Source organism: Actinomycetospora lutea (genome assembly GCF_028737205.1).
Classification (GTDB): Bacteria; Actinomycetota; Actinomycetes; order Mycobacteriales; family Pseudonocardiaceae; genus Actinomycetospora; species Actinomycetospora lutea.
Window position 1 is genome coordinate 12,965 of the sequence record NZ_JAQZAL010000018.1, and the last position, 24,673, is coordinate 37,637.

Annotated in this window: 27 protein-coding genes; 18 read left to right on the top strand and 9 right to left on the bottom strand. The window is 74.8% G+C overall.

Going from position 1 to position 24,673, the window contains the following annotated elements; translation table 11 throughout:
- The first annotated feature begins 83 nt into the window (after positions 1 to 83).
- From PHK61_RS19605 to phoU, 5 genes are all read left to right on the top strand, one after another.
- A complete protein-coding gene (locus tag PHK61_RS19605) occupies positions 84 to 1,682 on the top strand; it encodes a Rieske 2Fe-2S domain-containing protein (protein WP_274282702.1) in 1,599 nt (532 codons plus the stop codon).
- Between the two features lie 5 nt (positions 1,683 to 1,687).
- Positions 1,688 to 2,806: a tRNA dihydrouridine synthase DusB gene (dusB, locus tag PHK61_RS19610; protein ID WP_274282703.1), complete on the top strand. Its 1,119-nt coding sequence runs from the start codon at positions 1,688 to 1,690 to the stop codon at positions 2,804 to 2,806.
- A gap of 235 nt (positions 2,807 to 3,041) precedes the next feature.
- The gene (locus PHK61_RS19615) at positions 3,042 to 4,013 is read left to right on the top strand and encodes a GGDEF domain-containing protein (protein WP_274282704.1); all 972 of its coding nucleotides are present in this window, start codon (positions 3,042 to 3,044) and stop codon (positions 4,011 to 4,013) included.
- 169 nt (positions 4,014 to 4,182) lie between these two features.
- Complete coding sequence (locus PHK61_RS19620) at positions 4,183 to 6,393, top strand: LCP family glycopolymer transferase (RefSeq protein WP_274282705.1); 2,211 nt, start codon at positions 4,183 to 4,185, stop codon at positions 6,391 to 6,393.
- Positions 6,394 to 6,503: 110 nt separating this feature from the next.
- Complete coding sequence (phoU, locus tag PHK61_RS19625; RefSeq protein ID WP_274282706.1) at positions 6,504 to 7,160, top strand: phosphate signaling complex protein PhoU; 657 nt, start codon at positions 6,504 to 6,506, stop codon at positions 7,158 to 7,160.
- A 152-nt stretch (positions 7,161 to 7,312) separates the two neighbouring features.
- Here the strand turns inward: phoU and pstB are convergent, their stop codons facing one another.
- The 6 genes from pstB to PHK61_RS19655 all read right to left on the bottom strand — a co-directional run bounded on the left by pstB (position 7,313) and on the right by PHK61_RS19655 (position 13,277).
- The gene (pstB, locus tag PHK61_RS19630; protein ID WP_274282707.1) at positions 7,313 to 8,089 is read right to left on the bottom strand and encodes a phosphate ABC transporter ATP-binding protein PstB; all 777 of its coding nucleotides are present in this window, start codon (positions 8,087 to 8,089) and stop codon (positions 7,313 to 7,315) included.
- A gap of 10 nt (positions 8,090 to 8,099) precedes the next feature.
- On the bottom strand, positions 8,100 to 9,050 hold the full coding sequence (pstA, locus tag PHK61_RS19635; RefSeq protein ID WP_274282708.1) for a phosphate ABC transporter permease PstA: 951 nt from the start codon (positions 9,048 to 9,050) through the stop codon (positions 8,100 to 8,102).
- A complete protein-coding gene (pstC, locus tag PHK61_RS19640; protein ID WP_274282709.1) occupies positions 9,050 to 10,015 on the bottom strand; it encodes a phosphate ABC transporter permease subunit PstC in 966 nt (321 codons plus the stop codon). Before pstC ends, pstA begins: the two co-directional genes overlap by 1 nt.
- A 148-nt stretch (positions 10,016 to 10,163) precedes the next feature.
- The gene (pstS, locus tag PHK61_RS19645) at positions 10,164 to 11,273 is read right to left on the bottom strand and encodes a phosphate ABC transporter substrate-binding protein PstS (protein ID WP_274282710.1); all 1,110 of its coding nucleotides are present in this window, start codon (positions 11,271 to 11,273) and stop codon (positions 10,164 to 10,166) included.
- Between the two features lie 189 nt (positions 11,274 to 11,462).
- Complete coding sequence (mshD, locus tag PHK61_RS19650; protein WP_274282711.1) at positions 11,463 to 12,386, bottom strand: mycothiol synthase; 924 nt, start codon at positions 12,384 to 12,386, stop codon at positions 11,463 to 11,465.
- Positions 12,387 to 12,425: 39 nt separating this feature from the next.
- Positions 12,426 to 13,277, bottom strand: coding sequence for a winged helix-turn-helix transcriptional regulator (locus tag PHK61_RS19655; RefSeq protein WP_274282712.1), 852 nt, complete (start codon positions 13,275 to 13,277; stop codon positions 12,426 to 12,428).
- Positions 13,278 to 13,463: 186 nt separating this feature from the next.
- Here PHK61_RS19655 and PHK61_RS19660 point away from each other — a divergent pair, with 186 nt between their 5' ends.
- The 7 genes from PHK61_RS19660 (at position 13,464) to PHK61_RS19690 (ending at position 17,824) form a co-directional block, all read left to right on the top strand.
- Entirely contained in the window at positions 13,464 to 13,961 is a 498-nt protein-coding gene (locus tag PHK61_RS19660) for a TlpA family protein disulfide reductase (RefSeq protein ID WP_274282713.1), read from the top strand.
- 273 nt (positions 13,962 to 14,234) lie between these two features.
- Positions 14,235 to 15,077, top strand: a complete 843-nt coding sequence (locus tag PHK61_RS19665) for a sulfurtransferase (protein ID WP_274282714.1) — start codon at positions 14,235 to 14,237, stop codon at positions 15,075 to 15,077.
- A complete protein-coding gene (locus tag PHK61_RS19670; RefSeq protein WP_274282715.1) occupies positions 15,077 to 15,376 on the top strand; it encodes a DUF1416 domain-containing protein in 300 nt (99 codons plus the stop codon). The genes PHK61_RS19665 and PHK61_RS19670 overlap by 1 nt, the downstream gene beginning before the upstream one ends.
- A gap of 70 nt (positions 15,377 to 15,446) precedes the next feature.
- On the top strand, positions 15,447 to 15,632 hold the full coding sequence (locus tag PHK61_RS19675; protein WP_274282716.1) for a hypothetical protein: 186 nt from the start codon (positions 15,447 to 15,449) through the stop codon (positions 15,630 to 15,632).
- Positions 15,629 to 16,285, top strand: a complete 657-nt coding sequence (locus PHK61_RS19680; protein ID WP_274282717.1) for a heme-binding beta-barrel domain-containing protein — start codon at positions 15,629 to 15,631, stop codon at positions 16,283 to 16,285. Before PHK61_RS19675 ends, PHK61_RS19680 begins: the two co-directional genes overlap by 4 nt.
- A gap of 1 nt (position 16,286) precedes the next feature.
- Positions 16,287 to 16,928 (top strand): 5-oxoprolinase subunit B family protein, encoded by a 642-nt coding sequence (locus tag PHK61_RS19685; RefSeq protein WP_274282718.1) that lies wholly within the window; start codon positions 16,287 to 16,289, stop codon positions 16,926 to 16,928.
- The gene (locus PHK61_RS19690; RefSeq protein WP_274282719.1) at positions 16,925 to 17,824 is read left to right on the top strand and encodes a 5-oxoprolinase subunit C family protein; all 900 of its coding nucleotides are present in this window, start codon (positions 16,925 to 16,927) and stop codon (positions 17,822 to 17,824) included. The genes PHK61_RS19685 and PHK61_RS19690 overlap by 4 nt, the downstream gene beginning before the upstream one ends.
- Here PHK61_RS19690 and PHK61_RS19695 read toward each other — a convergent pair.
- Positions 17,716 to 18,639 (bottom strand): hypothetical protein, encoded by a 924-nt coding sequence (locus PHK61_RS19695; protein ID WP_274282720.1) that lies wholly within the window; start codon positions 18,637 to 18,639, stop codon positions 17,716 to 17,718. The genes PHK61_RS19690 and PHK61_RS19695 overlap by 109 nt on opposite strands.
- Positions 18,640 to 18,705: 66 nt before the next feature.
- Positions 18,706 to 19,641, bottom strand: a complete 936-nt coding sequence (locus tag PHK61_RS19700; protein WP_274282721.1) for a hypothetical protein — start codon at positions 19,639 to 19,641, stop codon at positions 18,706 to 18,708.
- Positions 19,642 to 19,729: 88 nt separating this feature from the next.
- On the opposite strand from PHK61_RS19700, the gene PHK61_RS19705 reads away from it, so the two are divergent.
- The 4 genes from PHK61_RS19705 (at position 19,730) to PHK61_RS19720 (ending at position 23,082) form a co-directional block, all read left to right on the top strand.
- Entirely contained in the window at positions 19,730 to 20,212 is a 483-nt protein-coding gene (locus PHK61_RS19705; RefSeq protein ID WP_274282722.1) for a Fur family transcriptional regulator, read from the top strand.
- On the top strand, positions 20,209 to 21,393 hold the full coding sequence (ygfZ, locus tag PHK61_RS19710) for a CAF17-like 4Fe-4S cluster assembly/insertion protein YgfZ (protein ID WP_420791411.1): 1,185 nt from the start codon (positions 20,209 to 20,211) through the stop codon (positions 21,391 to 21,393). The genes PHK61_RS19705 and ygfZ overlap by 4 nt, the downstream gene beginning before the upstream one ends.
- A 34-nt stretch (positions 21,394 to 21,427) precedes the next feature.
- On the top strand, positions 21,428 to 22,405 hold the full coding sequence (locus tag PHK61_RS19715; RefSeq protein WP_274282723.1) for a threonine ammonia-lyase: 978 nt from the start codon (positions 21,428 to 21,430) through the stop codon (positions 22,403 to 22,405).
- A 104-nt stretch (positions 22,406 to 22,509) separates the two neighbouring features.
- Positions 22,510 to 23,082: an RsiG family protein gene (locus PHK61_RS19720; protein ID WP_274282724.1), complete on the top strand. Its 573-nt coding sequence runs from the start codon at positions 22,510 to 22,512 to the stop codon at positions 23,080 to 23,082.
- 1 nt (position 23,083) lies between these two features.
- Here PHK61_RS19720 and PHK61_RS19725 read toward each other — a convergent pair whose 3' ends face one another.
- A complete protein-coding gene (locus tag PHK61_RS19725) occupies positions 23,084 to 23,989 on the bottom strand; it encodes a DUF8083 family protein (protein ID WP_274282725.1) in 906 nt (301 codons plus the stop codon).
- A 137-nt stretch (positions 23,990 to 24,126) separates the two neighbouring features.
- On the opposite strand from PHK61_RS19725, the gene PHK61_RS19730 reads away from it, so the two are divergent.
- Both PHK61_RS19730 and PHK61_RS19735 read left to right on the top strand, forming a co-directional pair.
- On the top strand, positions 24,127 to 24,315 hold the full coding sequence (locus tag PHK61_RS19730) for a DUF3073 domain-containing protein (RefSeq protein WP_274282726.1): 189 nt from the start codon (positions 24,127 to 24,129) through the stop codon (positions 24,313 to 24,315).
- Between the two features lie 123 nt (positions 24,316 to 24,438).
- Entirely contained in the window at positions 24,439 to 24,660 is a 222-nt protein-coding gene (locus PHK61_RS19735; RefSeq protein WP_274282727.1) for a hypervirulence associated TUDOR domain-containing protein, read from the top strand.
- Positions 24,661 to 24,673 lie beyond the last annotated feature (13 nt).

Here is a 24,673-nt window from a genome sequence, read left to right on the forward strand (position 1 = left end):
CAGGGATACCCCACCCGGGACCGACGTGGGCTGCGCCACCACGGACAATCGGTGACGAGAGAGGCGATGGAGGTGGTCTGCTCGTGCGGGTGACCGGAGTCGGGCACGCGGGAATGCGTTTCGAGACCACGGGCGGCAGCGTGCTGTGCGATCCGTGGATGAACCCGACGTTCTTCGCGTCGTGGGTGCCGTTCCCCGACAACACGCAGCTGGACTGGGACGCGCTGGGGGACTGCGACTACCTCTACGTCTCCCACCTGCACCGCGACCACTTCGACGCGGAGAACCTGCGCGAGCACGTGTCGAAGGACGCGCGCGTCCTGCTGCCCGACTACCCCACCGACGAGCTCGAGAACGAGCTGCGCGAGCTGGGGTTCCGGCACTTCGTGCGCACCGAGTCGGGCGTCCCGCAGGAGCTCGACGGCGGCCTGCGTTTCATGATCACCTCGCTGAAGGGCCCCGGCGACGGGCCCATCGGCGACTCGGCGCTGTCGCTCGACGACGGCACCGCGCGCATCGTCAACCAGAACGACGCGCACCCGCTCGACATCCCCAAGCTGCTGGAGTTCGGCGCCTACGACGCGCACTTCACGCAGTTCTCCGGCGCCATCTGGTGGCCGATGGTCTACGACCTGCCCAAGCCCGCGAAGCGCGAGTTCGCGCGCCGCAAGCGCATCGGCCAGGAGGACCGGGCCATGCGCTACATCCGCGAGGTCGGGGCGTCGCACGTCTTCCCGACCGCGGGCCCGCCGTGCTTCCTCGACGACGAGCTCTTTCGCTGGAACGCGCTGGGCTACGAGGGCGTCGAGGGCGAGTCGATCTTCACGGACCAGTGGGAGTTCCTGGGCCGGATGCGGGAGCTGGGCCACTCGGCCGGATCAGGTCAACAGGGCCACCTGCTGCTGCCGGGCACGACCGCCGAGATCGGCCACGGGACCGTCGACGACCTCACGCACCCGATCCCGGACGCCGAGATCGAGACGATCTTCGGAGACAAGGAGCGCTACCTGCGCGACTTCGCCGAGCGGGTCCGGCCGGCCATCGAGTCGCAGAAGGCGGGATGGTCGGCGCCGCAGGCCGACATCCTGCGCCAGCTCAAGGAGTGGATCGAGCCGCTGATGAAGCGCGCCGACCACATGTGCGACGGCATCGGCGGCGTCGTGCGCATGGACCTGCACGGCGTGCCCGCCGACACGCCCGGCGTCGACGAGGACGGCACGCTGCCGCTCGCGTTCGACTTCACCGGCCGCGAGATCCGCGTCTGGAACGGCGAGTCGGCCCGCTACCGCTGGGGCGTCCCCGCGACGCTGGTGCAGACGAACATCGACACCGGCGAGGTCGACTGGTCGAACTCGCTGTTCCTCTCGGTGCGCTTCACCGCCACCCGCGTGGGCCAGTACAACGAGTACCTCTACACGTTCTTCAAGTGTCTGTCCGAGGAGCGGATGGACTATGTGGAGAACTGGTACGACGCGCAGAACGACGACGGCCGCGACATCGAGCTCGACGGCTGGAAGGTGCAGGCGCGCTGCCCGCACCTGTCGGCGGACCTGTCGAAGTTCGGCTCGGTCGACGGCGAGGTGCTCACCTGCTCGCTGCACAACTGGAAGTTCAACCTGCGCACCGGCCGGTGCCTGACCTCGGCGGGACACGAGATCCGCGCGGAGAAGCTGGGAGAGTAGAGGTCGTGCTGCGCATCGGTCCCCTCGAGCTGCCGACGCCGGTCGTGCTCGCGCCGATGGCGGGCATCACCAACGTCGCCTTCCGCCGGCTCTGCCGCGAGCAGGGCGCCGGGCTCTACGTCTGCGAGATGATCACTGCGCGGGCGCTGGTGGAGAAGCACCCGGGCACCGCCGAGATGATCGCCTTCGACGCCGACGAGAAGCCGCGCTCGATGCAGCTCTACGGCGTCGACCCGGTGACGATCGGGCGGGCCGTCGACCGGATCGTCGACGAGGACCTCGCCGACCACGTCGACCTCAACTTCGGCTGCCCGGTGCCCAAGGTGACGCGTCGCGGCGGCGGGGCCGCGCTGCCGTTCAAGCGGCGGCTGTTCGGCTCGATCGTGCGCACGGCCGTGGAGGCCGCCTCGCGCGGCGGGCTGCCGCTGACCGTGAAGATGCGCGTGGGGATCGACGACGACCACCTGACGTTCCTCGACGCCGGGCGCATCGCCGCCGACGCCGGGGCGGCGTCCGTCGCGCTGCACGCCCGCACGGCCTCGCAGCGCTACTCCGGGCACGCCGACTGGGACCGCATCGCCGAGCTGCGCGACGCGCTGCCCGCGAGCACGCCGGTGCTGGGCAACGGCGACATCTTCGCGGCGTCCGACGCGGTGGCGATGATGGAGAAGACCGGCTGCGACGGCGTGGTCGTCGGTCGCGGGTGCCTCGGGCGGCCGTGGCTGTTCGGCGAGCTCGAGGCGGCGCTCGCCGGGCGCCCGATCCCGACGCCGCCGACCCTCGGCGAGGTCGCCGGGGTCATGCGCCGGCACGTGGAGCTGCTCATCGCCCACCACGGCCACCACAAGGGCGTGCGCGACGCACGCAAGCACATGAGCTGGTACCTGCACGGGTTCGCGGTCGGCTCGGAGCTGCGCCGCGAGCTCGGCATGATCGACGGGCTGGAGCGGCTGGACGAGCTGCTCGCCGAGCTCGATCACGGCCTCCCGTTCCCCGCCGACGCCGACGGGCCGCGCGGACGCCAGGGTTCGCCGGCCCACGTCACCCTGCCCGAGGGCTGGCTCGACGACCCCGAGGACGACACCGTCCCGGCCGCCGCCGACGTCATGCATAGCGGCGGCTGACCCCCCTCGGCGCTACGCTTCGTACTCAGCGACGCGGGTCACGTCACGGGCAGGTCCCGCCGTCCCGGCAGGACCACCGGCGCGGGCGACTCAAGGTGGGCCGAACGGGTCGGCCGCCGGTTCGTCTACGCAGCGTCACCTGCGCCGGACGACTGAAGTTGTCGGCGACGCGGCGAACGAGCGTTACAACACGGTGATCCGGGGCGACACTGGAGGCGGGACGGAGGTGGTGTGTGTGCGGCTGGCCGGGCTGCTCCACGGACGCGGGAGCGCGGCGGTGACGGCCGCCGAGCCGGCGCGCAGCGAGGAGGCCGCGAGGCCGGCCACGCCGACGACTCCACCGGGCACGGCCGTCACCTGCGGGTTCCCCACCTCGCCGATCGTCGGCCTCGACGCCGTGCCGTCCGCGGAGACGACCCCCGACGGTCGGGCCGACCAGGCGCGGGCCCACGAGGCCGCCGCCGAGGTCCTCGCCGACCGCGGCGACTGGCGCCGGGCCTACCACCACCTCAAGGCCGCCGTCTCGCTCGTGCGCGACGAGCAGACACTTCCGGCCAGCGTGCCCGATCAGTTACGTATCGAGGTCGATCGTCTCCGGCGCGAGCGCGCCGAGGCCCGCGAGCAGAGCCGCCGCGACAGCCTCACGGCCACCTGGAACCGGCGCTACCTCGACGAGCGTCTGGGCACGCTGCGTGGCGAGCCGACCGGCGAGGCGGCCGAGCAGGTCTGCGTGGCACTGGCCGACGTCGATCACTTCAAGCAGGTCAACGACACCCACGGCCACGCGCTCGGCGACGAGGTGCTGCGCCGGCTGGTCGACCTCATGAGCGAGGGGCTCCCCGAGGACGGGTTCTGCGCCCGCTACGGCGGGGAGGAGTTCGCGCTCGTGCTGCCCGGGCTCGAGCCCGCCGAGGCCGTCCGGGTCTGCGAGGAGGCGCGCGCCCGCGTGGACGCCCACCCCTGGCACGAGATCGCCGAGGACCTGCGGGTCACCGTCAGCGTCGGGGTCGCGTGCCTCGGCGACGGCGGCTGCCCCGGGTCGCCGGGCCTGGACGCCGCGGACGCCCTGCTCTACGTCGCCAAGCGCGCCGGGCGCAACGCCGTGGCCTACCGCGACGGCGCCGACGGCGAGGTGCGCCTCGCGGGCGCCGCGGGCGGGCGACGCGGGATCGGGGCCGCCGTGCGCCGCGCGTTCCCGTCCGCGTGACGGCCTGAGCCGAAGCTGAACGTTTCCGGGGGTCGCGTGTCGCCCGGTCGAGTGGTGCCCGTTGTGTCCGGGTGTCAGCGTGGCGTAGTGGACCCCGCGCCGCCGGGACGTGATCGCGCCGTAGTATCTCGCTGCTGACCTCCACGGCCGTGGACCCTCGAGGAGTTGCGTGACCGACGACCGCGCCGGTGACCCGGTCCGGGGCTCTCGCCCCGCGACGACCGGATCCGACGCGGCCCGTTCCTCCGCCCTCTCGGGGACGGCCTCGGCACCCTTCCGCATCCCCGTCGCGACACCGGTCGCGGACCGCCGCCCGACGATGGTCCGGCTGACGCGGCGCAGCGGTCCGCGTCTCGGCCTGCGCCCGCCCGGCGCGGCGCTGGTGACCGCGCCGACCCCGGCCCCGGCGGGGCGCACCCCGCCGGCGACACCGTCGTCGGGCATCCCGTCGCCGGCGGCCGCGCCGGCACCGTCGACCCGCGCGCCCGTGGACGCCGTCACCCTGCCCGCGGGGCGCGTGCCCGCGCGGGCGGTGCCCGGTGAGCCCGCCCGGCCCGCCGCCGTGGAGCTCGTGGAGCCCGCGGAGCCCCCGACCGACGCCGTCCCCGAGCCCCCGGCGGCCGAGCCGCCCGCCCCGCGCGCGGTGCTGCCCCTGACGGTGACCTCGACACCCCCGGACCCGACGCCCCCGGGCCCGGCGACCCCCGACCCGACGCCCCCGGACCCGACGCCCCCGGACCCGGCGACCCCCGACGACCCGCCGGCGTCGGTACCCGCGAGCAGCCCGTCGCCGCCCGCGGAGGAACGCCGCCACCCGGCCGCCGAGGCGCGGGTGGGCGAGGCCGACTACGCGGCGACGTCGGCCGTGCTCGCATCGGCGGGCGCGCGCCTGGCGACCTGGCGCCGCGGCTGGACCGGGCCGCGGGTGCTGCGGCTGATGACCGCGACGTGCGCGGTGCTCGTGGTCGTGGTGTGCGGGCTCGGCTGGGGCGCCGCGTCGTGGGTCGAGGCGGCGGTGCGGCAGATCGGCGCGCTCGACCCGAACTCGCCGGCCATCCAGAACGCCGCCGCGCAGGCCGGCGACCAGAACTTCCTGGTCGTCGGCTCGGACAGCCGGGCGGGGGCGCCGCCCTCGGAGGACGCCGGCGACACCGCCGAGGTCCCGGGCGCGCGCACCGACACGATCATGATCGTGCACGTCCCCGAGGACCGCTCGGGCGTCACGGTCGTCTCGTTCCCCCGCGACCTGGAGATCACCCGACCGGCCTGCGAGCGCTGGGACCCGGTGACCGGCGCGTACTCGCCCCAGATGCTCCCGCGCGCGCCGCGGGTCAAGCTCAACTCCGCGTACGCGGCGGGTGGCCCGCGCTGCGTCACGCGCGCCGTCCAGGAGCTGTCGGGGCTGGCGATCAACCGCTTCCTGGGCGTCGACTTCCAGGGCTTCCAGGGCATGGTCGACTCGGTGCGCGGGGTGCCGATCTGCGTCGAGCGCCCGGTGCGGGACTCGGTGCTCGGTCCGATCATCACCCAGGCCGGCCCCACGGTCCTCACCGGCCAGCAGGCCCTGGACTACGTGCGCGCCCGCCACGTCGAGGGCGATCCGTCCAGCGACTACGGCCGCATCCAGCGCCAGCAGCGCTTCCTCGGCGCCCTGCTGCGCTCGGTGCTGTCGGCGGGCACGGTGCTCGACCCGGGACGGTTGAACGGGCTGGTCGAGGCGGTCTCGCGGTCGACGTTCGGCGAGAACATCGGGTCCGACCAGCTGCTCACGCTCACGCAGTCGCTCGGCAGCCTCGACCCGAACTCGGTCGCCTTCGTCACCGTCCCCACCACGGGCATCGCCAACGACCGCGGCAACGAGGTCCTGCGCCCGGCCGAGGAGCGCGCGATGTTCACCGCGATCATCGAGGGCCGCCCGCTGCCCGGGGCTCCGGGCGCCCCCGCCGCGCCGGCGCCCGCGCCCGTCGACGTCCGCCTGGTCGACGGTCGGTCCCCGGCCGACGGGGACGGCGGTGACGGCGGGGACGGCGATGAGGAGTCCGAGGACGGCGGCTCGTCGTCGGATCCGTCCGCCGCCTCGATCGCGGAACGGCTGCGCGGCGCGGGCTTCGGGGTCGTCACCGACGACAGCGGCTCGTCGCCGGACGGGCGCGGGACGTCGATCCGGTACTCCCCCGACCAGTCGGTCGCCGCGCAGGTCCTCGCCGCCGCGGTCCCGGGCGCGATCCTCGAGCCGACGGCGTCGGGCAACGGCACGCTGACCCTCGTCCTCGGGGACGACTTCGACGGGCGCGTGCGCTCCGGGCCCGGGAGCGCGGACGGCGCCCCCGCCGCGCCGGTGAACCCGACGATCACCGCGGCCGACGCCTCCTGCGCGTAGACCCGAGCGACGACCGTCACGCCCCTGACGAGGGGTTTCCCCGGTCTCGTTCATCCCCGGTTCACGCCACGGTCGGATGCGCGTCCGCGGATCCGCGTAGGTTGCGGCGCATGCGCGCGGCCTACCACGAGAAGCTCGACGCCCTGTCCGGCGAGCTGGCCGAGATGTCCCTCATGGCCGGTGAGGCCATGAAGAAGGCGACGAGCGCCCTCCTCGAGGGCGACCTCGACCTCGCCGAAGAGGTCATCTCGGAGGACAGCAAGATCGATGCCCTGCGCAGCCAGGCCGAGGAGCAGGCGTTCGGGCTCCTCGCCCTGCAGGCGCCCGTCGCCGGTGACCTCCGGTCGGTCATCGCGGCCATCCACTCCGCGGGCGACCTCGAGCGGATGGGCGACCTCGCCCTCCACGTCGCCAAGGCGGCCCGCCGGCGGCACCCCGCCAAGGTCCTGCCCGAGGACGTCACCCCCTACTTCGCCGAGATGGGCCGGGTCGCCCTCGACCTCGCCCAGGACGCCCGCCAGGTCATCCTGACCCGCGACATCGAGCTCGCGTTCACCATGGAGTCCGACGACGACGCCATGGACGACCTGCACCGCCACCTGTTCACCCTGCTGCTGAGCAAGGAGTGGCCGAGCGGCGTCGCGCCGGCCATCGACGTGACCCTGCTGGGCCGCTTCTACGAGCGGTTCGCCGACCACGCCGTCGCCGTGGCCCGCCGCGTCGTCTTCATGGTCACCGGCAAGATGCCCAACACCCCCGAGGCCTGAGCGCCCGACCCACCCCGGAACGACGAGAGCCCCTCCCGCGCGGTGCGGGAGGGGCTCTGTCGTCGTGCCGAGCCGGTCACGACCCGTTGCGCTCCTTCGTCGCGCAGCGTGTCGGCTGCGGCGCCACGCTCCGGTCGGCGCGCACCAGGCGACTATCCGAAGCGGCCCGAGATGTAGTCCTCGGTGGCCTGCTCCTTCGGGTTCGAGAAGATCTTCTCGGTGTCGTCGATCTCCACGAGCTTGCCGGGCTTGCCGGTGGCCTCGAGGTTGAAGAAGGCCGTCTGGTCGCTCACCCGGGCCGCCTGCTGCATGTTGTGGGTGACGATGACGATCGTGTAGTCCTTCTTGAGGTCCGCGATGAGGTCCTCGATCGCCAGCGTCGAGATCGGGTCGAGCGCCGAGCAGGGCTCGTCCATCAGCAGCACGTCGGGCGCCACCGCGATCGCGCGGGCGATGCACAGGCGCTGCTGCTGACCGCCGGAGAGGCCGCCGCCGGGCTTGTCGAGCCGGCCAGACACCTCCTTCCAGAGGTTCGCTCCGCGCAGCGAGGCCTCGCAGACCTCGTCGAGCTTCTTCTTGTCCCGCACGCCCGCGAGCTTGAGCCCGGCCACGACGTTGTCGCGGATGGACATCGTCGGGAACGGGTTGGGGCGCTGGAACACCATGCCGATCGTGCGGCGGACGGCGACCGCGTCGGCGCCGCGGTCGTAGATGTCCTCGCCGTCGAGGAGCACCTCGCCGTCGACGCGGGCGCCGGGGATCTCCTCGTGCATGCGGTTGAGCGTGCGCAGCACCGTGGACTTGCCACAGCCCGAGGGGCCGATGAACGACGTCACGCTGCGCGGGGCCACGGACAGGTTCACGCCCGCCACGGCGTGGAAGTCGCCGTAGTAGATGTCGACGTCCTTCAGGTCGAGACGCTTGGCCACGGGGTTCCCTCTACTTCGAGATGGCGGAGAAGCGCGACACGACGCTCGCCCCGAGCTGCAGGATCATGATGATGAGGATCAGCGTGAGCGCGGCGCCCCAGATGCGGTACTGGCCGGCGGGCTCCGGGTTCGACAGCTCCGAGAACATCAGCAGCGGCAGCGAGGCCATGTTGCCGGAGAACGGGTCGAAGTTGATCGACTGCGAGTAGCCGACCAGCACCAGCACCGGCGCGGTCTCGCCCATGACGCGCGCGAGCGCCAGCATGACGCCGGTGACGGTGCCCGACAGCGCGGTCGGCAGGACGATGCGGATGATCGTCTTCCACTTCGGGATGCCGAGGGCGTAGGACGCCTCGCGGAGCTCGTCGGGCACCAGCCGCAGCATCTCCTCGGTGTTGCGGATGACCACCGGGAGCATGAGCAGCACCAGGGCCAGCGACACCATGAAGGCGCTCTGGACGCCGCCCATGATCGAGATGAAGGCCGCGAAGACGAACAGCGCGGCGACGATCGACGGGACGCCGGCGAGGATGTCGACCATGAAGCTGGTCGTCCTCGCCAGGCGCCCGCGGCCGTACTCGACGAGGTAGACCGCGGCGGCGATGCCGATCGGGACCGCGATCACCGCGGCGAGCAGCGCCTGGATCAGCGTGCCGTAGATCGCGTGGTAGACGCCGCCCGCGTAGGACTCCGGCAGCACGCCGTTGAGCGAGCGGCCCCACCAGTCCGCGGACAGGATCGCGCCGACGCCGCGCCCGACGACCGTCACGAGCACCCACACCAGGGGCACGAGGGCGATGAGGAACGCGAGCGTGACCAGCACGGTCGCGGCGTGGTTCTTGATCTTCCGGCCCGTGCTGAGGGCCTGGAAGGTGGGCCCGTTCGCGGGCCGGTCCGGGGCGTCGAGGCCGGTCGCGGTGCCCGATGGTCCGGCTCCGCTGCGCTGCGCGTCCGCGCTCATCAGCCGTTCACCTTCCCGCCGGCGACCACGCGGGCGATCGCGTTGACCACGAAGGTCAGGACGAACAGGACGAGGCCGGCGGCGATGTACGCGCCGGTGGGCAGCGGCTGGCTGAACTCCGAGGCCGCCGAGGCGATCAGCGAGGCGAACGTGTAGCCGCCGTCGAACAGGCTGAAGTTCGAGGGCGTCGTCGCGGCCCGGATGACGATGAGGACCGCGATGGTCTCGCCGAGCGCGCGCCCGAGGCCGAGCATCGAGCCCGCGATGTAACCGCTGCGCCCGTAGGGCAGCACGGCCATGCGGATGACCTCCCAGCGGGTGGCCCCGAGCGCCTGCGCCGCCTCGATGTGGAAGCGCGGGGTCTGGGAGAACACCTCGCGGGTGACCGCCGTGATGATCGGCAGGATCATCACCGCCAGCACGACCCCGCCGGTGAAGATCGTCCCGGTGAGCACCGGCAGGTTGCCCGGGGCGAACAGGAAGAACCACCCGAGGTTGCCCTGGAGCCACTCGGCGATCGGCAGCAGTGCGGGAGCGAGGACCGCGATGCCCCACAGGCCGTAGATGATCGACGGCACCGCCGCGAGCAGGTCGATGATGTAGGCGAACGGACGCGAGATCCGCCGCGGCGTGTACTGGGTCAGGAAGAGCGCGATGCCCATGGCGACGGGCATCGCGATCAGCAGGGCGAACAGCGACGACAGCAGCGTGACCACGAGCAGGTCGCGGATGCCGAAGTTGAGGTTCGCCGCGTCGCGGGTGTCGAACACCGGCGACGTGAAGAAGTTGGCGTTGTTGGCCAGCAGCGAGGGCACCGCCTGCACGAGCAGGAAGAGCCCGATCGCGGCGACGGCCGCGACGACGAGGAGGCCGGACCCCGAGGTCAGCCCCCGGAAGATCCGCTCACCGCGTCCTCGGATGGGCGACCCCTGGGACCGCTCACGAGCAGGGTCGGGTGCGGTCACGGTGTCGATGGTGGCCGACCCGGCCGCGGAGGTCTCGTCCTGAGAGCTCCGCGACGGGGCCTGCTCCGTGGTGCGTTCGGTCACAGCCGGGGTTCCGTCCGCCTCGTCGTCGCTGTCGATCGGTCTCGCCGGTCCTTACCGGATGGCCCTACTGGATCGCATTGACCGCGGTGGTCAGCCGCTGCTTGAACTGGTCGGGCAGCGGCACGTAGCCGGCCTCCGGCAGGGCCTGCTGCGCGTTCGGCGAGAGCGCGGTCGACAGGAACGCCCGGACCGCGAGGGCGGTCTGGTCGTCCGCGTAGTTCGAGCAGACGATCTCGTAGGTCGCCAGCGCGATCGGGTACGCGCCCGGGGCGCTCGCCTGGTAGAGGCTGTCCAGGTTCAGCTTGAGGTCGTTGCCCTGACCGGAGACCTGGACGTTGTCGATCGCCGCGCCGACCGACTCGGGGGTGAGGGCGACCGGGGCGCCGCCGCCCGAGTTGACGATCTGCGCCATCGCCAGACCGCCGCGCTGGGCGAACGACGCCTCGACGTAGGTGATCGAGTTCGGGGTGTTCTTGGTGGCGTCCGCGACACCCTGGCTGCCGCGGGCGCCGGCGCCCACGCCGCCGTTGAAGGTCTGCGCGGCCTCCTTGCCGTAGGCGCCGTTCGAGGCGGCCACCAGGTACTTCTGGAAGTTCTCGGTGGTGCCCGACTCGTCGGAGCGGAAGTTCACGACGATCGGCGCGGCCGGGAGCGCCTTGCCCGGGTTGAGCGCGGCGACGGCCGGGTCGTTCCAGGTGGTGATCTGCCCGTTGAAGATGCGGGCGGTGGTGGGGCCGTCGAGCACGAGGTCGGTGACGCCCGCGACGTTGTAGGCCACCGCGACCGGCCCGAAGACCAGCGGCAGGTTCCACGCCGGCGAGGCGCAGCGCTGCTGGGCGCGGGTGGTCTCGTCGCCGTCCTTGAGCGCGGAGTCCGAGCCGGCGAAGTCGGTCTGGCCGCCGAGGAACTCGTTGCGGCCCGCACCGGAGCCGCTGGGGGTGTAGTTCAGCGTCTGCCCCTGGCAGGTCTGCTGGTACGTCGCCACGAAACGGGTCATGGCGTTGTTCTGGGCCGACGAGCCGCTCGAGCGCAGGTCCGGCTTGCCGCCGCACTGCACGCCCTGGACCGCGGTGACCCCGCCGCCACCAGCGTTCTCGTCGCTGCCGCACGCGCCGAGCACGAGCGCCGACGCGGCGATCAGACCGACCGCCGCCACGCGCCGCTGATACCTCACAGAGAGTCCTCCGAGTCCGTTGTGCCCACCTCGATGCGGGCGCGTCGCGGCGCGAGGTCCCGCACCACCGCACGGCAGGCTAGGCAGGCGGGATGGACGACCGGAGCTGGCAAGGTGAACGCAGGATGAACGCGACCGGTGACGGACAACCGATCGGGGATCAGCTGCGACGCCGGTCACATCTAGTGATCATCGCTGGTAGGAGACGTCGACCGCGTCACGTTCGAAGCCGAGACGGCGGTACGTCGCGATCGCCGGGGCGTTGTCGCCCTCCACGTACAGGAGGGTGGTGCGCAGTCCGCGACCGGCCAGGTGGTGGAGGCCCGCGAGGGTGAGCGCGCGCCCCAGACCGCGCCCCTGCGCGGCCGGGTCGACACCCACGACGTAGACCTCGCCGAGGGGCTCGGGGACGGTCGCGGAGACCTCGTGGACCTTCGTGAAGTGGAAGCCGAGCAGGTCCCCGGTGGCCGTGTCCCACGCCAGCAGGACGCCCGCGGCGTCGAACCACGACTCGGCCTCGATCTCGGCGACGTCGGCGCGCGTCCACCCGCTCTGCTCCGGGTGCCAGGAGAAGGCGCGGTTGTTGACGGCGACGACGGCGTCCTCGTCGCGGCCGACCCGCAACGGGTCGATCGTGACGCCCTCGGGCACGACGAGCTCGGGCAGCGGCGGCGCCTCGTGGCCCGGCGCCGGGCGGCGCATCCGCCAGAGCTCGCGAACGCGCCGGCGCCCGACGCGCTCGGCCAGGCGCGCGGCGCCCGGGTGGTCGCCGTGGGCCCAGAAGCGGGCACCGGGCGACTCCTGCAGGACCGCGTCGACCACGGCGGCGCCGACGCCCCGGCGGCGGCGCTCCGGGAGCACGGCCAGCTCGGCGACCGGGTCGTCGAGGTCCTCGGCGTCGAGCAGCGCGTAGCCGACGAGGTCGGTTCCGTCGTGCACGAGCAGGTGCCGCGAGCGGGGCCGTCCGCCGGCCCCCCCGAGGGCGGCGATGTCGCGCCGCGCGGGCTCGGCGAACGCGTCGACCCCGTCCGCGGCGGCGACGGCGGACACGAGCGCGCGGACCCGGTCGGCCTCCTGCGGCGTCGGCGTCGACGACCACCGGCTGGTGAGCACGGACGGGACCGTAGCGCGTCCCGGGGCCACGGGGCGGGGTCAGACGCCCCGGGCCCACGCGGCCGGCCGGACCACCCGCGGGTCGTCCCGGGTCCCGGACGGGCGGGGTACGGGCGTGGCCGGCACCCGGGCTCGTCCGGACGCGTCCTCCTCGTCCGCCCCGGCGCGGTCGCCGGCGCGCTCGTCGCCGGTGTCGTCGCCGTGCCGGGTCGTGCCGAGCACGCCGCGCACCGGGCGCACGAACTTGTACCCGACGTTGCGCACGGTGCCGATGAGCTGCTCGTGCTCGGGGCCGAGCTTCGCGCGCAGGCGCCGCACGTGGACGTCGACGGTGCGCGTGCCGCCGAAGAAGTCGTAGCCCCAGACCTCCTGCAGCAGCTGCGCGCGGGTGAACACCCGGCCGGCGTGCTGGGCGAGGTACTTGAGGAGCTCGAACTCCTTGTAGGTGAGGTCGAGCGGGCGCCCGCGCAGGCGCGCGGTGTAGGTGGACTCGTCGATGACGAGCTCGCCCAGCACCAGCGCGCCCTCGACGCCGGCGCCGTCCGAGGCGCGCCGGGCCCGCAGGAGACGCAGGCGGGCGTCGACCTCGGCCGGCCCGGCACCGGGCAGCAGCACCTCGTCGACGCCCCACTCGAGGGACACGGCGACGAGCCCGCCCTCGGTGAGCACGGCGATGACCGGGACGTCCAGGCCGGTGGAGCCCAGCAGGCGGCAGAGGCTGCGGGCGGCGGCGAGGTCGTGACGGGCGTCGACCAGCACGGCGTCGTGCGGGCCGGCATCGAGCAGGGCCGCGACCTCGGGGGCCGCGGTCCGGAGTCCGTGGGGTAGCAGGGCCAGCGACGGCAACACTGACGTCGGCTCGGGGTCGGCGGTGAGCAGCAGCAGCTCCACGCTTGTCTCCCTCCGCGATCGTGGGGAGAACGATAGACCAGTTCACCGCGCCGTCACCCGCGCGCGCGGTCGACGTCACTCGGTCCACCCGCGCGTGCTGACCGCTGCTGCCGACCACTGCTGCCGACCACCGACGGGCACCCCACGATCCGCGGGCTACGCTGCGGGAACGCGGGAGGGGGTCGGGTGACGGGCTGGATGGTCGTGGCCGTGGTGGCGGTCGTGGCGGTGGTGCTCCTCGCCGGCCTCGCGGTCGTGGTCGCCCGGCGGCGTCGCCGCCCGGACCCGGCCGCGGCGCCCGCCGGCGACGCCGGGCCCGAGGGCACGCGCCGCGACCTGCGGGCCGTGGCCCCGCGCCCCGGCACCGCGGTCAGCGGTGTCCTCCCCCGCGACCTCGCCGCCCCGCCCGGCGGCCTCGCGCTGCTGCAGCTCTCCTCGCAGTTCTGCGCCGACTGCCGCGCCTCGCGCGCCGTGCTCACCGACGTCGCCTCCGAGCACCACGGGGTCACGGTGCGGGAGGTCGACGTCGCGATGCGCCCCGAGCTCGTGCGGCTGCTGGGCATCCGGCGCACGCCGACCACGCTGGTCGCGGACCCGTCCGGGGTCGAGCTCGCCCGCATCGTCGGGGTGCCCCGTCGGGCGGATCTGCTGGAGGCCCTCGCCCCGTACCGGCGGACCGGGTGACCGGGACGGACGACCCGAGGTGACATCACCCTCGGTCGACGCCCGAATCTTCGGTAGCGTGGCGGCCGTGAACGGAGGGCTCACCCAGCGGCGCACGGTCGACCTGTGCCGCCTCGACGCCAGCCTCTGTCGCTGACCCCTCCCGGCCGACGTCGCGCCGGACCGTTCACCTGATCGCGTCTCCGCGCGTCTCCGCAGGTCCCGGTCGCGAGCGTTGCCGACGACGCAGGCACGGTCCCGAGAACCCGAGAACCCATCCGAGGAGTACCGCACATGAGCCGCCAGGACGCCCTGGTCGACGCCGACTGGGCCGAGCAGAACCTCGACGCCCCGAACACGGTCTTCGTCGAGGTCGACGAAGACACCACCGCCTACGACGGGGGGCACATCCCCGGCGCGGTCAAGCTCGACTGGAGGACCGAGCTCCAGGACCCGGTGCGTCGCGACTTCGTCGACAAGGCCGGCTTCGAGAAGCTGCTGTCGTCGAAGGGCATCGCCAACGACGACACCGTCATCCTCTACGGCGGCAACAACAACTGGTTCGCCGCGTACGCGTACTGGTACTTCAAGCTCTACGGCCACCAGGCCGTGAAGCTGCTCGACGGCGGCCGCAAGAAGTGGGAGCTCGACGGGCGCAAGCTGGACACCGAGATCCCGCAGCGCTCGCAGACCAGCTACACCGCCCAGGAGCAGGACACCTCGATCCGCGCGTTCCGCGACGAGGTCGTCAACGCGATCGGCTCCAAGAACCTCGTCGACGTCCGCTCGCCCGACGAGTTCTCCGGCAAGCTCCTCGCCCCGGCGCACCTCCCGCAGGAGCAGGCGCAGCGCGGCGGCCACATCCCCTCGGCGCTCAACGTGCCGTGGTCGAAGGCCGCGAACGAGGACGGCACCTTCAAGTCGGACGACGAGCTGCGCAAGCTCTACGAGGCCGAGGGCCTCGACTCCTCGCGCCCGACCATCGCCTACTGCCGCATCGGCGAGCGCAGCTCGCACTCGTGGTTCGCCCTGCACGAGCTGCTCGGCGAGACCGACGTCAAGAACTACGACGGCAGCTGGACCGAGTACGGCTCGCTGATCGGCGTGCCGATCGAGACCGGGGACGGTAAGGCCTGATGTGCAGCGCTCCTGAGCAGACCGCCGAGCTGCCCGAGGGCACCGACCTCTCCAAGGAGTCGGTGCTCGTCGGCAAGGTGACCGCCGACGGCTCGCCCGTCGGCGGGGCCTACGTCCGGCTCCTCGACCGCACCGGCGAGTTCACCGCCGAGGTCGTCGCGTCCGCCACCGGCGACTACCGCTTCTACGCGGCCCCGGGCACCTGGACCGTCCGCGCGCTCTCGCGCTCGGGCAACGGGCAGACCGAGGTCGCCGTCGGCGGCCCGGGCCTGTTCACCAACGAGGTCCGGGTGGCCTGAGCCCTCCGGCGACCCGCCGCCCGTCCCACCCCGCACGGGTGGGGCGGGCGGTGTCGTTAGGGTGGTCGGCGTGGCGTGGTTCTTCACCGTGGTGCTCGCCGCGTGCAGCGCCGGCATCCTCGGCGCCGGCGTGGCGCTGACGCGCCGACTGTTCCGCGACGAGCTCATCACCGGCTCCGACGAGAACGGTCGAGCTCCCCTATCGGCGTGCTCCTCTGGACGCTCCGTCTCCCCCGACGCCCAGGAGACGCGATGACCGAGCCGACGGAGAACGCCGCGGACCTGCCCGAGGGCACCAGCGGCAACGAGGCGATCCGGGCCGCCGAGGAGCGCGCGCAGCACACCCGCGACGCGAACCTCCCGGCGTGGCCCGACCTGCCGGTCGAGAACGACACCGCGAACCTGCGGCTCGGTCCCGACCTCAACGACGCCCTGCTGGGCCTGCTGCCGCTCGTCGGGGTGTGGCGCGGCGAGGGCGAGGTCGTCTACCCGACGATCGACGGCCCGTTCCACTTCGGCCAGCAGATCACCGTCGCCCACGACGGCCGCCCGTTCCTGACGTGGGAGGCCCGCGCCTGGATCCTCGACGGTCCCGGCGGCGCCGTGGTGCGCCCCGCCGCCCGCGAGTCCGGCTTCTGGCGCGCCCAGGACGACGGCACGATCGAGCTCCTGCTGACCCACCACACCGGGATCGTCGAGCTCTACTACGGCGCGAGCCGGACGCAGACGTCGTGGGAGCTGCAGACCGACGCGATCGCCCGGACGTCCACCGCGAAGGACGTCGTCGGCGCGACCCGCCTCTACGGCATCGTCGACAACGGCGACCTCGCCTACGTCGAGGAGCGCGCCATGGAGGGCCAGCCGATGCAGCCGCACACCTCCGCCCGCCTGCGCCGCATCGTCGGTTGAGTTGGACGTCGTCCCGGCCGGGCCGGAGGCGCTGCTGATCGACCTCGACGGGCTCGACGAGGTCGCCGCCGTCGGCGCCGCCCTGCGCGACGCGCTCGACCGGGGCGAGCTGCCGGGGGTCGTCGACGTCGTGCCCGCCGCGCGCACGGTGCTGGTGACGGCGCCGGGCGCGCGGGACTCGCTGCGCGCGGTCCGGACGCTGCTCGAGCACGTCGACCCGACCGCCGTCCCCGACCGGGATGCCGCGGGCACCGTGGAGCTGCCGGTCGTCTACGACGGCGAGGACCTCGAGCTCGTCGCCCGCGACGCCGGCTGGTCGACCGACGACGTGGTCGCCGCCCACACCGGCGCCGAGCTCACGGTGGCGTTCGGCGGCTTCGCGCCGGGCTTCGCCTACCTCTCCGGGCTGCCCGAGGCCCTCCGGCAGCCGCGGCTCGACACCCCGCGCCCGCGCATCCCGGCGGGGTCGGTGGGCGTGGCCGGCGAGTTCGGCGGCGTGTACCCCCGCACGTCCCCCGGCGGCTGGCGTCTGATCGGGCGCCTGACCGACGACGCGCCGGTCCTCTTCGACCCCGACCGCGACCCGCCGGCGCTGCTCGTGCCGGGGACCACGGTCCGCTTCCGCGACGCGGGGCGCCCGTGACCCGCGAGCTCGTCGTCGAGGAGGTCGGCCCGCAGGCCCTGGTGGTCGACCGCGGCCGACCCGGGTGGGCGCACATCGGCGTCCCGCCCGCCGGCGCGCTCGACGGCCCGGCGCATGCGCTGGCGCAGCGCCTGGTCGGCAACCCGCCCGAGGCCGCCGGCCTGGAGATCCTCCTCGGCGGGCTCGCCCTGCGCGTCACCGGGGCGGCCACCCTCGCGCTGACCGGGCCGCCCGGCGGGCTGCGGGTCCGTCGCGCCGGTGCCCCCGAGCGCGTCGCCGCCTCGCACCAGGCCGTGCACGTCGCCGCCGGGGACGTCGTCGTCGTGCCCGCGCCTGCCACCGGCCTGCGCGGCTACCTCGCGGTGGGCGGCGGGGTCGCCGTCGCCGCCGTGCTCGGCAGCCGCAGCGCCGACACCCTCTCCGGGCTCGGGCCGGCACCGCTCGAGGTCGGGACGCGCCTGCCCGTCGGCCCGCCGACCGCGATCCCGCCCCACGGGACGGGAGCGGTCGGGGTCTCCGTCGCGCCCGACGCCGTGCGGGTCCGCCTGCACCTGGGGCCGCGGGCGGACTGGATCGACGACGCCGCCGACCGGCTGCGCACCGGGACCTGGACCGTCGCGCCGACCGGCGACCGGGTGGGCGTGCGGCTCGAGGGCCCGGCCCTCGAGCGGGCCGACGCCCGGCGGGGCGAGGAGCTGCGCAGCGAGGGCCTGGTCGGCGGCGCGGTGCAGGTCCCGCCCGACGGGCAGCCGGTGGTGTTCCTCGCCGACCACCCGACGACCGGCGGCTACCCCGTGGTCGGCGTGGTCGACCCGGCCGAGCTCGCGGCGTTCGCGCAGCTGCGCCCGGGGTCGTCGGTGCGGTTCTCGCCGGTGGCCACGCCGCCGCCCGCCTGAGTCACCCCGGGGAGCAGGCCGAGGCTGCGCGCCACGGCCGTCGCGAGGTCGCCCTCGTCCCGGCCGACGAGCCGGGCCACCTGCGCCGGGCTGAGGCCCGCGCGCAGCAGGGCCGTGACGTCGCCCTCGCCGGGCGCGGTGTCGTCGCGGCCCGCGGCGTCGAGCGCGGCGATCGCGGCCTGCGGGTCGCGGAGCAGCACACCGAGCAGCCGGTCCTTGGCGGACTCCGCCGCGTCCGGCCTCGGGTCGGCGGTGGTGTCGGCGGTGGTCGTGTCGGCGGTGCTGTCCGGGGTGCCCGCGGCGGCGTGGCGGGGCCGGTGGGGCCCGGGGTCAGGGGTGGCGGACGCGCCGGAGGGGACCGACGGCGCGTACGGCCGGTGGAGCGCCGCGGGCCGGCCCGGCTCGGCGGGCTCGGGGCGGTCCGTCCCGCCGGCGGCGGCGACCTGCTCGGCGGCCGGCTCCGCGTCGTGCGTCGGCTCCGCCGCGAGGCGGGCGCGGATGGTGTCGACGTCGAGCGGCGCGGTGTCGGGCTGGGCGTACCGCGTCGCCGCGTCGGCCTCGGGGCGCCCCGGCACCGTCGACACCGCCCGCCGCGTCGAGACCCGGACGAGCTCCTCGACCGGGGTCGGGCCGGTCCACGGCGCGTCCGGGTTCGGGCGGCTCGCCTCGAGCGCCGGCGGCGGCCACGCCGCGGCGGCCGCCGCCCGGCGGGCACGGCGGCGCCGGGCCGCGGCGAGCACCAGCAGCAGGATCGCGACGACCACGAGGACGGCGGCCACGACGATCCAGGTGATCGGGGACTCGAGCACGCCCATGTCGGAGCACAGTACGCCGTCCGGAGTCACCTCGCGGGCGTCGCCGGTCACGGACCGTCGATCGGGTCACCCGTCTGCCGCACGCTCCGGGGCAGACGGGGTGACCTGCGTGGGTCCGGACGCCGGGTCGGCGCCCTCGGTGACGTCGGCCTCGGTCCGGGGCTCCGCGGGGGTCTGGGCGCCGGTCCCGGGGGCGACGGCCGGGACGGCGTCGGCGGTGTCGGCCGCGGTGTCGGCCGCGGTGCCGGCCGTGTCGGCGGCGTCGGCGGGCGCGTCGGCGGCCGCCACGGTCACGGTGTCCTCGGCCCCGGGGTCGCCACCGACCCCGGGCGGCCCGACGGGCGGGGCGGCGCCGTACGGCGCCGGCGGGCGGGGCCCGGGCGGCCCGGGCGGACGACCGGGCCCGCGCCAGGGACCGCCGGGACCGGGGGGCCCGGACGGGCGCGGCGGGCCGGGCGGCACCGCGGACGGGCGCACCGGGCCGGACACGATGTCGTCGAGACGCCCGCGCAGCCGCACCAGCTCATCGACGACGGCGTCGCGCTGCGCGCGCAGGTCCGCCAGCGCCGCGCGCGACTCGGCGTGCTCGGCCAGCAGCGACTCGGCGGCCTTGCTGCGGACCAGCTGCGCCTCCTGCTCGGCGGCCTGGAGGATGCCGCGCAGGCGGTCGTTGAAGGCGCCGACCATGTCGGGGTTGCCGGCACCCGGGTCGTCGGCGGAGGCCGACCGCCGGGCCTCGGGCAGGGTGTCGGACACGCGGCCCTCGAGGGCGGACGCGTCCGCGGCGCCGGGCCCGTTGCGCCGGCGCTCCCGCACCGCGAGCTGGGCCCGCAGCTGCGCGTTCATCCGGCGCAGGCCGGCCACGTGCTCGTCGACCTGGCGGCGGTCGTATCCCCGCAGGACGACGTCGAAGTGCGGGCCGGGAGCCTCCTCCTCGACACCTGAGAGATCCAGGTAGTGCTCGGCGTCGGGCGGTGTGCGTCCCTGCTCACCGGTCGTCATCGTCACCTGCCTGCAGCCGGGGCTCTCCGCGACCGTGGACTCCGGCGCGGACTCCCGATCGTAGGGACCGGCGCCCGGCCTCGCACGGATGGTCAGGACGCCTACCATCGAGGGGGTGGACACCGAACTGCGGCAGACCCTGCACCGCCGCGGGCTGCGCATGACCCCGCAGCGCCAGCTGGTGCTGGACGCGGTCTCGGAGCTCGGGCACGCGACGCCGGAGGCGGTCTGTACACGCGTGCAGGCCACGGCCCCGGCCGTGAACATCACCACGGTCTACCGGACGCTCGACCTGCTCGAGCAGCTCGGCGTCGTCAAGCACACCCACCTCGGGCACGGCGCGCCGACGTACGCCACGTCCGAGCACGAGCACGTCCACCTCGTGTGCCACCACTGCGGCCGGGTCGACGAGATCGACGCCGACGCGCTCGACGACCTGGCGGGCGCGCTGCGGGCGTCCCACGGCTTCCGGCTCGACGCCACCCACGTCGCCCTCTCCGGCGCGTGTCGCGACTGTGCCGCCGGTGTCGATGCCAGCGCCGACGCCGCGCTCGCGGAGGAGGCCCCGTGACCACCCCGTCCTTCGACGAACCCGGCGCCGTCGCCCCGCAGCCCGCGGCCGACGAGGCCGGCGACGACCTGCGCGACGCCGCCGTCCCCGCCCACTACGGCGACCCGTTCGGCGAGCAGCGCGCGCTGAGCCGCTGCGCCGGCGTCGTCGACCGATCCCACCGCGGCGTCGTGCGCGTCACCGGCCCCGAGCGGCTGAGTTGGCTGCACCTGCTGCTGTCCCAGCAGGTCGCGGACCTCTCCGAGGGCGCGGGCACCGAGGCGCTCGTCCTCGACGCGCAGGGCCGCGTCGAGCACCACGCCGTCCTGGCACACGTCGACGGGACGGTGTGGCTGGACGTCGAGCCCGGCCGCGCGGCGGGCCTCGCCGACTACCTCGACAAGATGCGCTTCTGGTCGCAGGTCGAGGTCACCGACGCCTCCGACGACTGGGCCGTGCTGTCGATCGTCGGCCCCGCGGTCGACGAGGTGCTCACGGCCGCGGGCGTGCCGGCCCCCCATGGCGACCACGCCGCGCTCGCGCTCCCGGGCGGCGGAGACGGCTCGACCCAGGACGCAGGCATCGTGCGCCGCATGTCGTGGCCCGGGCCCGACCCCGAGGCCGCCGTCGACCTCGTCGTGCCCCGCGGCGAGCTGGCGACCTGGTGGTCGCGGCTGCGCGGCGCCGGCGCCCGGCCCGCGGGCCACGACGCCTTCGAGGCCCTGCGGGTCACCGCGCTGCGACCCCGCCTCGGCGTGGACACCGACGAGCGCGCGATCCCCCACGAGATGGGCTGGATCGGCGCGGCGGTGCACCTGCAGAAGGGCTGCTACCGCGGCCAGGAGACGGTGTCGCGCGTGGCCAACCTGGGCCGGCCCCCGCGCCAGCTGGTGCTGCTGCACCTGCAGGCCGGCGACGACCCGCTGCCCCCGCCGGGCACCCCGGTGCTCACCGGCGAGGGCGGGCGGTCCGTGGGCCGCATCGGCACCGCGGTGCGCCACCACGAGCTCGGCACGATCGCGCTCGCGCTGCTCAAGCGCTCGGCGGTGGCCTCGGCACCCGGCGGCGACCCGCTGTGGGTCGCCGCGGAGTCCGACGAGAGCGACGTCGTGCCCGGCCCGGCGGCCGTCGACCCCGACTCGATCCCGCCCGACACCGGCGAGCCCCCGGGCCGTGCGGCCATGCGCCGCCTGAAGGGATGAGACCGGGAGACGGAGCGGAGCGGAGCTCGACCCGATGACTCGACCCGGCACCCTGCTCGGGCCGTCCGACGTCGCGGCGGCGGCCACGGCGCTCGACGGTGTGGCCGTGCGCACCCCGCTGACCGATCTCGCACCCGGCTTCGCGGTGAAGCGCGAGGACCGGCAGCCGGTCGGCGCGTTCAAGCTGCGCGGCGCCTTCCACGCCGCGAGCAGGCTCGCCCCCGAGCAGCGGGCGGCCGGCCTGGTCACGCACTCCTCGGGCAACCACGGGCGGGCGCTCGCCTGGGTCGCGCGGCGCCTCGGCGTGCCCTGCACGGTCGTGGTGCCCGACGACGCGGTGGCGGCGAAGGTCGCGGCGATGGCCGACCTCGGCGCCCGCCTCGTGCGGGTCCCCGCCGACGAGCGCGAGTCCGCCGCGGCCGCCGTGGTCGACGAGACCGGCGGGACGCTGATCCCGCCCTACGACCACCCCGACGTCATCGCCGGGCAGGGCACGGTCGGCGCCGAGATCCTCGCCGACCGGCCCGACGTCGAGCAGGTGGTCGTCCCGGTCGGCGGCGGCGGGCTGATCAGCGGCATCGCCGCGGCGCTGCGCGGGTCCGGCGTCCGGGTCCTCGGCGCCGAGCCGGCGCTGGCCGGTGACGCCGCCGCCAGCAAGCGCGCCGGCGAGCGGGTGCGCCTCCCGCGCGAGCAGGTCGCCGCCACCGCCGCCGACGGCCTGCGCGCCACCGTGCTCGGCGAGCTGACCTGGCCGCACGTGCGCGACCTCGTCGCCGACGTCGTCACCGTCGACGAGGACGCGATCGCCGACGCCACGCGGCGCCTGCACGCCGCGGGCGTGCCGTGCGAGGCGAGCGGCGCCGTGGCCACGGCGGGGTGGCTCGCGCTCCCGACCGCCGAGCGCGCGCGGCGCACGGTCGCCGTCGTCAGCGGCGGCAACGTCGACCCGCAGTGGCTCGCCGGCGTGCTCGACGGCCGGGCCGGTCCGTCGGGCGCGCCGACGTTCGGGTGACACCCGTCCGACGGCCCCGACCGGCGCGCGCGCGACACGCACCTCTCGACGCGCCGACCCGGTCGCGGGATGACACGCCCGCCCGCGCGCGCGACGATGACCACATGATCGAGTTCCGTCAGGGCGGTCGTCGGCGCCTCGACCGCGTGCTCGACCCCGCCTTCCTCACCGACCTGTCCACCTGCCCGCTGGACGACGTCCGCGCCAAGCGCGACGACGCGGCCCAGGAGGAGACCGACCTGTCCTACCTGCGGCGTCTCCTGCACGCGCGGATGGACATCGTCCGGTTCGAGCAGCGCAGGCGGGTCGCCACCGCCCGCGGCGAGGACGAGCCGTCGCTGGTCGACGAGCTGCCGCGCATCCTGGCCGACAACGCCCTCGGCCCGTCGGCGGGTCGCGGCCGTCACCACACCGTCCAGCCCTCGCGGGCCGAGTCGCACCGCCGCCACGTCGAGGCCCTGCTCGCCGACACGGGCCTGTCCGACGTCGCGACGCTCACCGACGACGACCTCGCCGCCGCCGCCACCGCCTACGCCGCCGAGGAGGGCTCCGTGTCGGAGCACCGCGGCCGCGTGCAGCAGGTGATGGACGCCTGCAACGACGAGATGGGCCGGCGCTACCGCGACGGCTCGGCGTCGGTGGACGACCTGCTGCGCCGGGAGCGCGAGGGCGCGTGAGTCAGTTGGCGCGCTGGTGGGCCGCCCGGCCCGCCCAGAAGTCCCGCAGCCGCCGGTAGCACGCCATCGCCCGCTCCGCGTCACCTTCGCGCAGCGCCGCGAGGGCCTCGGCGACGTCCTCCGCGGACGTGTCGGCGGACAGCGTCTCGTCGTCCATGAGCCCGACGAGCCCGCCGTAGTCGAGCTCGACCAGCGCGCCCGGGTCGAAGTGGCGCAGCCAGCGGGCGGTGTCGCGCAGGACGTCGGAGGGGCCGTCGTCACCGAGGGTGTCGGCGAGGAGGTCGGCGGCCGCGTCGGCGCGGGAGAGCGCGTCGGCCATCGGCACCCGCCAGTAGCAGCGCCGCGCCGGGGCCTCCGGCGCGGTCACCGCGTCGTCGCTGGGCAGCACGAGGATCCGCTCGGCGGGCTCCACGAGCGCGAACCACGGCAGCGGGACCGTCCAGGTCGCCGAGACGATGTGGGTCGCGGAGTCGCCGAGCTCGGCGACCACGGCCTCCGCCCGCGACCGGACCACCGACTCCTCGGCGGTCAGCGCGGCCGTGCGCAGCACCGGGGTCTCGCTCGACAGGAAGCCGACCAGCGCCGCCGCGGCCCGCGGGCGCGTCTCGAGGGGACACACGAGGGTCTGCGGGCCGATCGGCTCCCGGCCCGCGGCGCCGCCGGGTCCCTCGGCGAGCAGGACGTCGGCGGGGGCGTCGATCGCGGTGCCGTCGATCCGCTCGCCGGGCAGCAGGCGGGGCGGGACGCCCAACTGTGCGCGAAGACACACCTCGCGATCGCGGCGCCCCGCGTCGACCACCGGGACCGCCCCGCGCGCCAGTCCGGCCCGCACCCGCTGGGCCAACGGTCCGCGCAGCGCACCCAGCGGCTCGTAGACGCGCAGGTAGCAGACGAAGGGGGCGGGCACGGGCGCCGATCGTGCCATGTCACGTCGCGACCCCGATCGGACACACGGTATTGTCGTGAGTACGAGAGTTACCTCAGATTTCAGGGGGCCGCCGGAGACGCTCCGGCCGCCCCCGCCCTGTGCGAGGGGGTCCACCCATGGGACGCGGACGAGCCAAGGCCAAGCAGACGAAGGTGGCCCGAGAGCTCAAGTACAGCTCCCCGAACACGGACTTCGACAAGCTGCAGCAGGAGCTGGCCAGCGGCGACGACCCGTTCACGCGACGCTCCGACGACGACGAGCAGGCCGACGCACGCTGGGGTGAGTACAGCTACGACGAGCGGTGACACCGCTCGCGGGAGCCGCAAGGTCCGCCCGTCCGGGTCGCGACGTGCTTCGCCGCGATCCGGCCGGGTAACCGCGCCCGTCCGCCGTTCACGACGAGCGGCCGAACGGGCGAGGAGTGACGCGTGACCAAGGCGTTCAGCAAGGGCGACGACGTGAAGTGGAACTGGGGTCCCGGTCAGGCCGAGGCCACCGTCAAGGAAGTCCACACCGAGCGCGTCGAACGCACCATCGACGGCAAGAAGAAGACCCGCAACGGGTCGGACGACAACCCCGCCTACGTGCTGGAGCAGTCCGACGGCCAGCGGGTGCTCAAGCTCCACTCGGAGCTCATGCCCGACGACTGAGCAGGCGTCTCCG